We start from the raw sequence: 13,177 nt of genomic DNA on the forward strand, positions 1-13,177 counted from the left end.
AGCTAATCTATTTTTTTTAAATCCCTGATAACCATTTTAGGAGTAACGGCACCGTTAAAATAATTTTTCGATACATTGAATACTATGTCGGCATAGTCCCCAACCTTAAACTCCGTACCCAGCTTGTCGGCAGCCTTCCAATAAAGGGCATTCCATTTATATTTTCCGCATTCCAAGTTAAAACGCAAATGAAGAGGTTCGGCTTTACCGATAATATTTGCATTTAAAATTTTCACCCTCTTTGTCATAAAGGTCAAAGCAGGGGAATTACATCCGTAAGGTTCAAATTTATCTACCAAGTTTAGAATTTCAGGCTTTAAATAATCATGGGGAAGCTCTGCATCAATTATAAGGGTTTCGGAATTTGCATCACTTTCAAATTCCATTGACTGTGAAAATTGCTTTAAGTTTTGCAAAAACCGGCCTAGTTTTTCTTGTTCAATTCCGAAACCTGCCGCAAAATCATGGCCTCCATAGTCTAAAAAAAGCTCGCTATAGGGCTCAAGGAAGTCCAAAAGGCGGAAACCTCTGGCCGACCTTATGGAGGCAACCGCACTGCCGTCAGGCATCAGGCAGATAGCAAGAGCCGGAAGTTTAAAGTATTCGGCCAATCTTCCTGCAAGGATTCCTGTAATTCCGCGGTGAAATTCTGCGCTTACCGCAAGTACCAATTTTTCGTTATATTCCTTTAAACTTTTTTCGGCCAAAGGCAGGGCAATTTCCCAAGCCTTAGAACCTAGTGCCTTTCTGTCCTCATTCATTTGAAATATTTCCTGAGCCTTTGCCGTTCTTTCGCCCGAATCTTGAGCAAGAAAAAGCTCAACAGCCGTTTCGGGCCTACCCATTCTGCCGGAGGCGTTTACCAAGGGAGAAATACTCCATGCTATATCTTCGGTGCCTATTGGAGCCCCTAAAAGTTTTTGCATAGCCATCAGATCTACAAGCCCCAGCCGTGGTTTTTTGTTTATTTCTTTTAAACCTTGTTTTACTATAATGCGGTTTTCTCCCGTCAGTTCCATAAGGTCGGCAAGGGTCGAGAGGGCAACCAGCTGAATTTCTGAAGCCTCCCGCTTTCCGTAAAAGCTGTTTTTTTGCTGTACAAAGGTTATAAAAATGTTTTTAAAAGTTTCGAGTTCGGATTGGGCTTGTTCATAATATTTTCCGATTGTCGAAAATTCCTTTAAACGCAAAAGGCTCATATCTCCCATTTGGGGAAATTGTTTTGCAACCTCAGGCTGAAAATCAAAAAAATTAAATTCAATTCCGTTTCCGAAGATGTTCTTAAGCTGTTTTTTTTGTAAGGGAGCATCCCATACAAATATTTGCTGACCGTTTAAAAAAGAGCCGAGCCTTGTTTCAGAAAAAGAAAGCATACCCGGAACTACTGTTTCGGTAATTTTTCCGATTTGAACCATATTTACAAGTTTTACCGCTTCTATCGAGTAGGCGTCATTTACAGGTCTCACATTTAAAAGGGAAACTTGCTGTTTATAAAAGGGCTGCATTCCGAAACGGATTGCCGTAATAAGTTTCCATGCCGTAGCACAGCCCGATAAATTTTCGTGGGGGTAGCCCGAATCGGGCATCTTACAGTTTATTATTACGGCCGCATCCGGTACACTCTCCTGCGGGGTATGATGATCGACTACAATTACATCAATACCTAAACTATTAGCTCTTTCAATTTCCTTAAAATTGGAAATGCCGCAGTCAACCGTTATAATAAGAGTGCCGTCATTTGCAGCATGCTTTTCTACGGCTTCTATAGAAAGCCCGTAGCTCTCATCTCCGGTAGGAATACGCCATGACACGTCAAGCCCCATATCTTTTAAGGCTTCATAAAGAAGGGTCGTGCTTGTAATACCGTCCACATCCCTATCTCCGAAAATCAATACTTTCTCGCCTTCTTCTTTTGCATCTAAGATACGGTCTACGGCATCCTCCATGTTCTTAAATAGAAAGGGACTGTGAAGATAGCGCATATCGTCTTCCAAATAGAATAGTATATCCTTCCCTTCGATAATACCGCGGCGTACCAATATTGCCGAAGTCAGAGGATCACAACCGTATTTTCTTTTTATCTCGTTTACAAGTTCGGGGCCGATTTCTTTTTTTTGCCAGTCCATTTTTTTCTCCGCATTGGATTTAAAGTTCTTCTTGCTTGATAATTTTAAAAATAAGCTTATCTTTTTGCGGAGCCTTATCGGAATATTTTATAGCATTTTTTAATAAAGGCATTGAAGCGGAAACCGAAGCCGAATCTTTTCCGTAGACCCTCATTATAAGGTCTCCTTTTTTTACGGAATCGCCCTTATGTTTTAAAATTTCAACTCCGGCATCGGGGCATACGGGATCGGTGGTTTTATTTCTTCCGACTCCAAGGCTTACACCGGCCATACCGACTTCAAAAGCATCTATACTCTCAATAAAGCCGTCCCGTTCTGCCCTTAATTCTTCAAAGAATTTGCTGCGGCGGGTTTTATATTCAGCTATGAGGGTTTTAGGGTTGCCTCCCTGAAGTTCTATATTTTGCATAAAAAGCTCCAAGGCCTTGCCTGAGCTTACGGCTTCTTTTGCAAGAGAAAGCCCGTCTTCTTCCGTCTTAGCCTTGTCTCCCAAAATGAGCATTTGAGCTGCAAGCTGCAAAGTCAACTCGGTGCTGTCCTCAGGGCCTTGTCCTTTTAAAATATCTATTGTTTCTTCTATTTCCAAGAAGTTTCCGGCCATAATTCCGAGGGGTTCATTCATATCGGTTATAAGAGCTCTCGCTTTTTTTCCCATTGCCTTAGCCGTACCTACAAGGCTTACTGCCAAGGCCTCTGCATCGCTCAAGGTTTTCATAAAGGCACCCTTTCCGCATTTTACATCGAAAACAAGAGCTTCAGAGCCTTCTGCAACTTTTTTTGAAAGGATGCTTGAAGTTATAAGCGGAACGGATTCGACCGTAGCCGTAACATCCCGCAGCGCATATAGGAGACGGTCTGCAGGAACAATTTCCTTTGTTTGGCCGGTCATAGCAAAGCCCGTTTTTTCTATAAAAGACCTAAATTCGGCTTCCGTCAAATCGGTGCGGTAACCGGTAACGGCTTCAAGTTTGTCAAGAGTGCCTCCCGTGTGGCCAAGGGCTCTGCCGCTCATCATAGGAACCTTAATGCCGTTTGCCGCAACAATGGGAGCAAGAGGGAGAGAAATTTTATCTCCAACCCCTCCGGTAGAATGTTTATCGACAAAGGGGCCTTTAAGGTGTGAAAGATCCATCACCTTCCCGGAATGAAGCATAACATCGGTAAGAATAGCCGTTTCTTCAAAGGTCATTCCGTTAAAATACACTGCCATAAGCCATGCCGAAATTTGGTATTCGGGAATTTCTCCTCTTACGTAAGAATTTACGATAAACTCTATCTCTTTACGGTTTAAGGGTTCAATATTTTGTCCCTTTATCCCGCGTTTTTTCATAATAATATCCGTTGCTCTCATGTGTTACCTCTCATTTTTGATATTAGTATGAAAGTACATAAATGTCAAGTCTAAGATTTAACTTGTCAAGGCTTCAATACACCATCAATACACCATCCAAATGGTACTTCCAAAATGAGATATGTAAAAATAGTTTAAGAATGTTGCACAGGCCAAAAAAATAATCTCTTTCAATAGCTTAACTTTATGCACTCTATGACTCGGTCGTTTCCTGCAAGGTCTTTATGGACTTTAACTTGAGAAAAGCCCGCATCCTTAAAAATATCGGCAGCCTGAGCTGCGTTGTATTCCCCTGCTTCGACAAAAAGTTTTCCGCCGGGGTTTAAGCTTAAATAAGAGTTTTCTGCCAAGGGCGGAATTAAGTCCAGCCCTTCAATGCCGCCGTCAAGGGCAAGGCGGGGTTCAGAGCGGCCGTCCTCCAAAAGGCTCTCCATAAGTTCTGACGGAACATAGGGCGGATTCGCCGTTATCAAATCGTAACTTCGTTTTGACTCCGGCACGCAGGGAAAAGAAAGACGCAGATCGGCTTTTACTGCAATAGTTCTATTATAAAGGGAGGAGGGCAAAATAGAATCCATATTCTTTTTACACACTTTTAAAGCCTCCTCCGAAATATCCGCAAGAACCAAAAAAAAACTTTTATCAAAATAACTTTGCATTCTTTGAGCCCTCTGCGGTTTATTAAAAGTATTTTGCATAAAAGCACCTTCATAAAGCTCCGAAGCAAGGGAAAGGCCGATACAGCCGGAACCCGTGCAAATATCCAAAACAAAGAGAGGCTCATTTTTTTTTAACTTCTCCCTTGCAAAATTTAAAGCATGTTCTACTAAGGTTTCGGTGTCGGGCTTGGGGATAAGCACGTTTTCATTTACATAAAAAGTTCTTCCGAAAAAATCCTTTGTTCCGGTTAAATAGGCGATAGGAAATCCCGAAGCTCTTTTTTTTACAAAAGCTTCAAGCTCATTCTTGTAAGGTAAAAAATCAAAATCGGAATGAGACAAAAGCCATGAGCGTTCTTTTTTTAAGATATGGGCCATTAAAATATCGGCATCAAAAAGGGCTGCATTTCTTCCGTACCCGTTCCTCGTTAGAAAGTGCGAAGAAAGAAAGGCTTGGGCTGCAAAAAGACGGGCATCCTTTACGGTAAAAAAAAGCATTGAGCCTTATTTATGCTCCAAGTGATGATCTGCGGCCTTCATCATTTCTTCGCGGGCGGCGATACAAAGGGCATCGATTAACTCGTCTAAGGCACCCTGCATTACCGCATCCAATTTATAAAGGGTTAAGTTAATACGGTGATCGGTTACGCGGTTTTGCGGAAAGTTATAGGTGCGGATACGTTCCGAACGGTCGCCGGAACCGACTTGACTTTTTCTGTTTTGAGCCCGCTCGGCCTGCTTTTTACTTTCTTCCAAATCATAAAGGCGGCTTCGCAAAACACGCATAGCCTTTGCCTTATTTTTAATCTGGCTTTTTTCGTCCTGACAAATAACAACAAGACCGGTGGGTATGTGGGTAATGCGGACAGCCGAATCCGTGGTATTAACGCACTGACCGCCCGGGCCGCCTGCACGCATAACGTCGATACGCAAATCTTCTTGATTTATTTCAATTTCGGTTTCTTCGGCTTCGGGCAAAACCGCAACAGTTACGGCGCTGGTGTGAATACGGCCTGAGCCTTCCGTCTCGGGAACACGCTGAACGCGGTGAACACCCGACTCATAGCGGAGACTTCCGTAAACATACTTTCCCGAGATGGAAAAAGTAATTTCCTTGTAACCGCCGAGCTCGGTTTCGTTTAGGGACAAAACCTCATACTTCCAGTTTTTCATTTCGGCATAGTGGGTGTACATTCTAAAAAGATCGGCCGCAAAGAGGGCAGCTTCATCACCTCCTGTACCGCCCCGTATTTCCATAATAATATTTTTTTCTTCCAGAGGATCCGGCGGAATTAAAAGCATCTTTAGATCGGCCTCGCTTTTTTCAAAGGCGGCTTCAAGAGAGTGAAGCTCTTCCCTCGCCATCTCTTTAAGTTCGGCATCGCTTTCTTCTTGAATGAGAACCTTAGAATCTTCTATCTGCTTTTCGATAGAAAGATAGTTATCGTATTCTTCCATCAATTTTGAAAGATAGGAATGCTCCCTCATGGTTTCTTTATATTTTGCAACATCTTTGATAAGATTAGGGTTTTCAACTTCTTTTTCGACTTCAATAAGCCGTTTTCTTAAATTATCCAATCGCTCTTTCATAAAAATTCCTTATTTTGAGGGGGTGAGTATAACAGTTTTTTTAATTTTTTTCAATAGAACATTTTTGCATGTTTTTGCATTAAAACGTGTTTGTATTAGAACGTTTTTACATATCCGGTAAGATTTTACTTTTTATGCTGAAGTTCTGTAGGCTCCTTCAAAAACGCCGACCGATAATCGGCCGGCCGGCCGGCTGACAATCAGCTGACAATCGGCTTGAAACAATTAAAAAAATACTATATAATCGGCGGATTAAGGAGATAATTCTATTTAAGGAGATAATTCTATGCCGAAAAAGATTGTTATTGCCTTAGGCGGCAATGCGTTGGGAAATAATTTGGAAGAACAAAGAAAGGCCGTTAAAATTACGGCAAGGGCCATTGCCGATTTAGCCGAAGAAGGTCATCAGGTAATCGTTTCTCACGGAAACGGGCCTCAGGTTGGAATGATTCATTTGGCAATGTCCGAATATCATAAAATCGATCCTAAAACTTCGGAACCCGAACTTGCCGTTTCCGTTGCTATGAGTCAAGGCTATATAGGGAACGATTTGGAAGCCGCTTTAAGGGAAGAGCTTTTAAACCGCGGTATCAATAAGCCCGTTGCTACCTTGATAACTCAGGTGCTTGTAGATCCTTCGGATCCTGCCTTTTCAAAACCTACAAAACCCATAGGCAGTTTTATGACCAAGGAAGAAGCCGATATTTTAACCGCTAAGGGTGAAAATGTTGTAGAAGACGCAGGACGAGGTTATAGACGTGTTGTAGCTTCTCCCAAGCCCATTGATATTGCAGAAATAGAAAGCATCAGGGCTCTTTGCGATGCAGGCCAGATAGTTATAACCTGCGGGGGAGGCGGTATTCCTGTCGTAAAAAAAGGAAACGCTCTTTGCGGTGTTCCTGCCGTTATCGATAAGGACTTTGCAAGTGCAAAGCTGGCTCAGCTTTTAAATGCCGACTGCCTTATCATCTTGACCGCTGTAGAAAAGGTCGCTATCAACTTTAACAAGCCTGACCAAAAATGGCTTTCAGAAATTTCGGTTGCAGAAGCAAAAAAATACATTGAAGAAGGACATTTTGCTCCCGGTTCCATGCTGCCGAAAGTGCAGGCTGCCATCCAGTTTGCCGAATCCAACAAAAAAGGCTATGCCCTTATTACCCTTTTGGAAAAGGCAAAGGATGCCATCGACGGTAAATCGGGAACAATAATCAGATAGTGGTTACAAATTTAAAACATAAATATTTTGGGCCTTTTTCTTTTTATAAAAATGCCGTAAAATTAGCTGTACCTGTAATGGTACAGCTTTTTATTCAATCTCTTGTTTCTCTTATAGACAACTTTATGGTTGCTGACCTAGGCGACCTAAAAATGAGCGGGGTAAATGTTGCCAATCAAATTATCTTCGTATACATAACCGGCCTCAATATTCTTTGCAGTGCAGGCGGAATGTTTATGTCGCAGTATAACGGCACAAAGGACGAAGAAGGAATGCAGCAAGCCTACCGCTTTAAGCAAATATCCGGTTTTCTCTTTGCCCTTGTTCTTCTTGGTGTTTGTCTTACAATACCAGACCTTTTTTTAGGCCTTTTGGTAAACGGGAATGCGGCAAAAAAGGAAATAGTAGAACAGGCCGTAATTTACAGCGATATAATCCTATTATCGTTTATTCCAACAGCCTTTTCGGTAGGGATAGCCTCCTCTTTTCGTGAGACGGGAAATGTAAAGGTTCCCATGTATATATCCCTTGTTTCAACCCTTGTAAACACTATCGGAAACTATATGCTCATATACGGAAATCTGGGAGCCCCAAGACTTGAGGTCGCAGGAGCTGCATACGCTACGGTAATTGCCCGCTGTGCCGAGCTTATAATTTTTGTTCTTTATGCAAAAAAAGTCAGGCCTCTTTTCTATGTAAGAATAAAAGACATGCTTAAAATAAAGCTTCACCTTTTTTATGAGATTTTAAAAAAGTCTGCCCTCATCTTTGTTGCCGATATGTCTTGGGTTCTGAGCGAGATAGTGGCAACGGCAGTTTATAACAGCAGGGGAGGCCCTGAAGTTGTAGCCGGTATGTCTGCGGGCTGGACAATTGCCAACCTATTCTTTTTGGTTTTTCCGGCAATAGGTACTTCGGTTGGTGTTATAATAGGCGGTACCCTCGGAAGGAATAAGCTTGAGGAGGCAAGGGAACAAGCCCGTTGGATTAAAAGAGGGGCCTTTGTACTCGGTCTCGGAACATCCCTTTTGGAGCTTTTTTCGATTATGCTGGTTCCGATTGTGTTCCGTAGTTTAAGTCCTGCTTCTCATGAGGTTACAAGGCTTCTTATAATCTTTATCGCTCTTTATATGCCTGCATGGACCCTTCAAAACACCCAATATGCGATAGCCCGATCCGGTGGGGATGCGGTCATGGGAGTCTGGGTAGATACTACGGTAAATATGTTTTTATTTATGCCTTGTATGCTTTTGTTATATTATTTTACGGATTGGTCTTCACCTATTATGTATGCAATTGCTAAACTTACCAGTATAATGAAAGCCGTCCTTGCTGAAGTCCAGCTAAAAAAAGAACGCTGGGTCAAAAACTTGACTAAGATTGAAAAATAAGATATCTATTTTATAGAAGGAGAAAAGTAGTTATATGGAAATATTGATTAGACCGACCGAAAAAAAGGATCTTCCGTTGGTTAAAGCCTTATGGGCTGATGGTGATGTTATGAAATTTGTAGGCTTTCCGGATGGTTTGGTTCAAACCGATGAAGAAATTGCCCGTTGGTATGATTGGGTGCTAAAGAGTAGTCCGCTATCCATGCATTATTCGATTTTTGAGGGAGAAGTTTATTGCGGAGAAACTTGGTATTCCATCGATACGCTTCATGATAATCTTACAAGTCTTGATATTAAGCTGTTTGCCAAGGCTCGGGGGAGAGGAATTGCCTCTAAGGCCTTGAGTTTTGCTATAGAACAGGCAAGACTTAAAGGTGCTAAAAAGGTTTGGGTTACTCCTGTTCCTCAAAATGAAAAAGCAATCAAACTTTATAAAAGATTAGGTTTTTCTGCCTCTAAGGTACCTGAGCATATTTTAAAAGAATATGGAGAGGACGGTTATATTTATATGGAAAAAGAGCTTTGATAAAAAAAAGAGCTTGGGTTCAAGTTTGAAACCGCAAGCTCTTTTTACATTAATAGCTCTTTGAATCGCGTGAGCGTCTTGTTTTTTTCATAAGTTTTCGGCGGAGGGCCTTATTCTTTCTGTTTAAAACAGTGGAAGGCTTTTCGTAGAATTCCTTCTTTTTCCATTCGCGGATAATACCTTCTTTTTCGACTTGACGCTTAAATCTTTTTAGAGCTTTTTCAAGATGCTCTGAATCGTCAATTGTTACATATGCCATTTTTCTTTTCACCCCCTCCGGCTTTAGGATCAAGAGCCGATTATATAGAAAATATAAGAATATGTCAATAGGAGGCTTATTTTAGTTATCGATATTAAACTATTTTTACATATCTCATTTCGGGAGCCTTTAAGGCTTCATGGACTTGGGTTTTGCCGTCGGGTTTAAACCCGTGAAGTTCATAAAAATTCCTTGCGATCCGGTTTTCTTGAAACACCCAGATGTATAATTCATGCATGCCCAGCTTTTTTGCCTCCTTTTCAAAGTAAGTGATTAATTTTGAGCCTACTCCAGATCTTTCAAAGGCTTTTTCTACATAAATAGCCATCAACTCAAAACCGTCAGGCTTATCATCATCTCGGCACATTCCCGTACGCATCATCCCCTTTATTATTCCATCTCCATCATCCTCATAAACATAGAACGCTGATGAGCCGCTTTGAGAGCTAAGCTCCTTTTTTAAGCGGCCGATAGATTTTTCAACCGATAGTTCACAAAACAAAAAAATATCGTCAACAATGCCCCTGTAGGCATTCCGCCAACCGTAAATATTGATTTCTGCAATCCTTGATATGTCCTTTAATTCTGCAAGCCTGACCATTGTTTTTTCCTTAGGTTATTATAAATTAAGATTTTGTTTTAAGTATTTATAGATTATCTCATCGATAAATTCAAGGCAGCTTCCATTTACCGACGAAATATCTCCGATATTCGTTTTTCGATATTTTTCAAATTCATAAAAAGAATTTTGAATTTGTTCATCGTATACATAAGATGAATTTGCCCCGTACACGATATTGCCTTGAATTCCATATTCTGATATAATCTTCAATACATCAGAATAAGGAGCTTAGAATATGAAAAAAGCGGAAGCATTGATGAAGTTCATCGACAAGAGCCCATCGGTTTACCATGCAATAAAAAATGCAGGCGAATTTTTAGAAGCAAAGGGCTTTGTTCATTTAAAAAGAGAAGACAGCTTTGAGTTAAAACCTCAAGGAAGATATTTTGTAACAAATAACGGAAGCGCTTTAATAGCATGGCAAATGCCCAAGTCCGGCAATGCCGAAAACGGTTTTAGGATTGTAGGAAGCCACAGCGATTCCCCTACTTTCCGCATAAAGCCCAATCCCGAAATTAAGGTAAACAATCACTATCTAAAACTAAACACCGAAGGCTACGGAGGAGTAATTCTTTCAACATGGTTTGACAGGCCCCTTTCGGCTGCAGGAAGGGTTATCATAAAAACCGATGACCTTTTAAAACCTGAAGTAAAACTTATCAACTTTGATAAAAACCTTTTGACAATTCCGAGCCTTGCCATTCACATGAATAGGGAGATAAATGACGGCTATAAATTCAACAAGCAAAAAGACACCCTCCCCTTAATCGCTTTAATAAACGAAAAACTTGAAGAAAAGGGCTTTTTGATGAACCTTATCGCCGAAGAAGCCGGAGTAACGGTTGACAAGATTTTGGACTTTGACCTCTACCTCTATGACAGGCAGCCCGGCTGCTTTGTCGGAGCAAATGATGAGTTTTTCTCCGTAGGAAGAATAGACAATCTTGGAATGGCCTGTGCTTCAATCGATGCCCTAGGCGATGCCCTCCCTTCAAACTTTGTGCAGGTTGCCGCTATCTTTGACAACGAAGAAGTCGGCTCAAAGACAGCACAAGGAGCGGGCAGCCCCTTCCTCCACGATACATTGCAAAGAATAATCGTAAGCGCAGCAAAGGGAAACGCCTTTGAAGAATTGCAAAAAGCCTTGGCAAAATCCTTTTTAATCTCTGCGGATCAGGCACATGCCATTCATCCCAACTATACGGAAAAAAACGATATTACAAACTTCCCGCTTATGAACAAGGGCCCCGCAATTAAGGTAGCTGCCTCTATGAGCTATACTACCGACGGCATATCTGCTGCAATCTTTAGGGATATCTGTGCAAGGGCGGGAGTACCTTGTCAAAACTTTGTAAACCGCTCCGATATGGCCGGCGGCTCGACTATAGGCCCGATTTCCGTTTCTAACCTTAACATAAAGAGCGTCGATATCGGAAACCCCATCTTAGGTATGCATTCGGTGCGGGAATTGGGAGGCACCGAAGATCAAGAATATATTACCAAGGCCTTTGCAGAATTTTACAAATAAGAGTTTTACAAGTAAATGTATAGATTTTCAGATTATGATGTAATCGTCGTAGGAGCAGGACATGCAGGCATTGAAGCCGCCCTAGCTTCCGCCAGAATGGGGGAAGCTGTCCTCTTGATTACCCAGACTCTCGACAGTGCAGGCCGCCTTTCATGCAACCCTTCGATAGGCGGCATCTCCAAGGGAAACATAGTCCGCGAGATAGACGCCCTCGGCGGCGAAATGGGGAAGCTTGCAGATGCCTCGATGATTCAGTACAGGCTCTTAAACAAGAGCCGGGGGCCGGCAGTTCAAGCACCGAGGGTTCAAGCCGACAAATTCCTTTATTCTCAACTGGCAAAGCACGCAATAGAGCTTGAAAAGAACCTCCATGTTTTTCAGGACACCGTTATCGATATAGTTTCTTCAAACACAAATGAGTCGGGCTATGTAGAAAAGGGAAGTGTTCAATATGTAAAGACGGAAAGAGGGAGGGAATTTTCGGCTAAGGCGGTAGTCCTTGCAACCGGCACCTTTATGGAAGGCAGAATTTACATAGGCGAATACGAATCTCCCGACGGAAGGCTTGGCGAAAGAGCTGCCATAGGGCTAGGCTCCGCCCTTGCAAAGAAGGGCTTTACAGTGGGCAGGCTTAAAACGGGAACACCCATGCGTATCCTCCGCCGCTCCTTCGATTCCTCCCTTACCGAAGAGCAGGAAGCCGATGAGATTATGCGCCCCTTTTCTTTTTCAAATGCGGAAATACATAGGCCCTATGCAAAATGCTATATAACACACACCAATCAGGAAACCCATAATATAATAAGGGAAAACCTTCACAGGGCAGCTCTTTTTTCAGGTAGAATAACGGGGACTGGAGCCCGCTACTGCCCCTCCATCGAAGATAAGATTAAAAAATTCCCCGAAAGGGACCGCCACCATGTCTACATAGAACCGGAAGGCTTAAACACGGAAGAGCTTTATATAAACGGGCTTTCTTCCTCCCTTCCCGAAGACGTGCAGGACAGAATGATAAGAACCATTCCGTGCTTTAAGGAGGTAATTATCACCCGCCCCGCCTATGCCGTAGACTATGCCTATGTTTCGCCGATCCAACTTTCATCGGGTCTTCAAACCCGCCGTATTGAAGGCCTCTTTTTGGCAGGACAGATAAACGGAACCTCAGGCTATGAAGAAGCCGGAGGTCAGGGCATAATCGCCGGTATAAACGCAGCTCTTTTTTCGCGTTCTCTAAAATTTAAGGACGAAAAATATGTTCCATTTGTGTTAAAGAGGGATGAGGCCTACATAGGCGTTATGATAGATGACCTAGTAACTCAGGGAGTGGATGAGCCTTACCGGATGTTTACAGCCCGTGCAGAGTACAGGTTGAACCTGAGGCATGACACAGCCGACGAAAGGCTCACGGAAAGGGCTTATCAAATAGGGCTTCAAACTAAGGAGGCTTCTGACCGCCTAAAGGAAAAACTTTTAACCAAAGAAAAAATAATATCTCTATGGAAGGATATAAAGATTACGAGGGAACTCATTGCAGAAAACCCCGAACTTAAAAACCATATCGGGAAGAGCCTTGCCGATGCCCTCCATGACCCTCAAGTTTCCCTTGAATGTATATGCTCAATAGATGAAAATTCTAAGGCTTACAGCGCAGAACTTTTAGAATCGGCCGAGCTTGAAATAAGGTATGAACACTACATAGCCGTTCAAAACAGGAAGATAGCCAAGGTCAAGCGTATGGAAAACACTAAAATTCCTGCCGATTTTGATTATGATGCCGTTTCGGGCCTTTCTACCGAGTCGCGTACCCGCCTAAAAGAAGTGCGCCCCGAAACCATAGGTCAGGCAAGCCGGATTAGGGGGATTAGGCCCTCGGATATAATGTTATTGTCTATTCTATTGTAAATAGGGG

General features: G+C 42.3%; 12 protein-coding genes. 5 read left to right on the top strand and 7 right to left on the bottom strand.

Translation table 11 applies throughout. The annotated features are described in order from the left end of the window. Positions 1 to 2: 2 nt before the first annotated feature. From recJ to prfA, 4 genes are all read right to left on the bottom strand, one after another. Positions 3 to 2,126 carry a single-stranded-DNA-specific exonuclease RecJ gene (gene recJ, locus E4N74_RS08280; protein WP_044977555.1) on the bottom strand — a complete coding sequence of 708 codons (2,124 nt, stop codon included), beginning with the start codon at positions 2,124 to 2,126 and terminating at the stop codon, positions 3 to 5. 19 nt (positions 2,127 to 2,145) lie between these two features. Next, positions 2,146 to 3,477: a thymidine phosphorylase gene (locus tag E4N74_RS08285; protein WP_044977556.1), complete on the bottom strand. Its 1,332-nt coding sequence runs from the start codon at positions 3,475 to 3,477 to the stop codon at positions 2,146 to 2,148. Positions 3,478 to 3,647: 170 nt separating this feature from the next. Further along, positions 3,648 to 4,634, bottom strand: a complete 987-nt coding sequence (gene prmC / locus E4N74_RS08290; RefSeq protein ID WP_255817211.1) for a peptide chain release factor N(5)-glutamine methyltransferase — start codon at positions 4,632 to 4,634, stop codon at positions 3,648 to 3,650. 6 nt (positions 4,635 to 4,640) lie between these two features. After that, positions 4,641 to 5,726 (bottom strand): peptide chain release factor 1, encoded by a 1,086-nt coding sequence (gene prfA / locus E4N74_RS08295; protein WP_044977558.1) that lies wholly within the window; start codon positions 5,724 to 5,726, stop codon positions 4,641 to 4,643. A gap of 286 nt (positions 5,727 to 6,012) precedes the next feature. Between prfA and arcC the strand changes: the two genes are divergently transcribed. From arcC to E4N74_RS08310, 3 genes are read left to right on the top strand one after another with little or no spacing between them, the layout of a single operon-like run. After that, the gene (gene arcC / locus E4N74_RS08300) at positions 6,013 to 6,942 is read left to right on the top strand and encodes a carbamate kinase (protein WP_255817212.1); all 930 of its coding nucleotides are present in this window, start codon (positions 6,013 to 6,015) and stop codon (positions 6,940 to 6,942) included. After that, positions 6,942 to 8,333, top strand: a complete 1,392-nt coding sequence (locus tag E4N74_RS08305) for an MATE family efflux transporter (protein WP_255817213.1) — start codon at positions 6,942 to 6,944, stop codon at positions 8,331 to 8,333. Before arcC ends, E4N74_RS08305 begins: the two co-directional genes overlap by 1 nt. A gap of 34 nt (positions 8,334 to 8,367) precedes the next feature. Then, complete coding sequence (locus E4N74_RS08310; RefSeq protein ID WP_255817214.1) at positions 8,368 to 8,859, top strand: GNAT family N-acetyltransferase; 492 nt, start codon at positions 8,368 to 8,370, stop codon at positions 8,857 to 8,859. Between the two features lie 49 nt (positions 8,860 to 8,908). On the opposite strand, the gene rpsU is transcribed toward E4N74_RS08310, so the two are convergent. From rpsU to E4N74_RS08325, 3 genes are all read right to left on the bottom strand, one after another. Next, on the bottom strand, positions 8,909 to 9,118 hold the full coding sequence (gene rpsU / locus E4N74_RS08315; RefSeq protein WP_002673965.1) for a 30S ribosomal protein S21: 210 nt from the start codon (positions 9,116 to 9,118) through the stop codon (positions 8,909 to 8,911). Between the two features lie 94 nt (positions 9,119 to 9,212). Then, the gene (locus tag E4N74_RS08320) at positions 9,213 to 9,719 is read right to left on the bottom strand and encodes a GNAT family N-acetyltransferase (protein ID WP_044977562.1); all 507 of its coding nucleotides are present in this window, start codon (positions 9,717 to 9,719) and stop codon (positions 9,213 to 9,215) included. 18 nt (positions 9,720 to 9,737) lie between these two features. Further along, positions 9,738 to 9,950 carry a hypothetical protein gene (locus E4N74_RS08325; RefSeq protein ID WP_255817215.1) on the bottom strand — a complete coding sequence of 71 codons (213 nt, stop codon included), beginning with the start codon at positions 9,948 to 9,950 and terminating at the stop codon, positions 9,738 to 9,740. Between the two features lie 25 nt (positions 9,951 to 9,975). On the opposite strand from E4N74_RS08325, the gene E4N74_RS08330 reads away from it, so the two are divergent. Then, the gene (locus tag E4N74_RS08330) at positions 9,976 to 11,268 is read left to right on the top strand and encodes a M18 family aminopeptidase (RefSeq protein WP_255817216.1); all 1,293 of its coding nucleotides are present in this window, start codon (positions 9,976 to 9,978) and stop codon (positions 11,266 to 11,268) included. 15 nt (positions 11,269 to 11,283) lie between these two features. Then, positions 11,284 to 13,170 (top strand): tRNA uridine-5-carboxymethylaminomethyl(34) synthesis enzyme MnmG, encoded by a 1,887-nt coding sequence (mnmG, locus tag E4N74_RS08335; RefSeq protein ID WP_255817217.1) that lies wholly within the window; start codon positions 11,284 to 11,286, stop codon positions 13,168 to 13,170. Positions 13,171 to 13,177 lie beyond the last annotated feature (7 nt).

The organism is Treponema putidum, assembly GCF_024401155.1.
In the GTDB taxonomy this organism is placed as follows: Bacteria; Spirochaetota; Spirochaetia; order Treponematales; family Treponemataceae; genus Treponema_B; species Treponema_B putidum.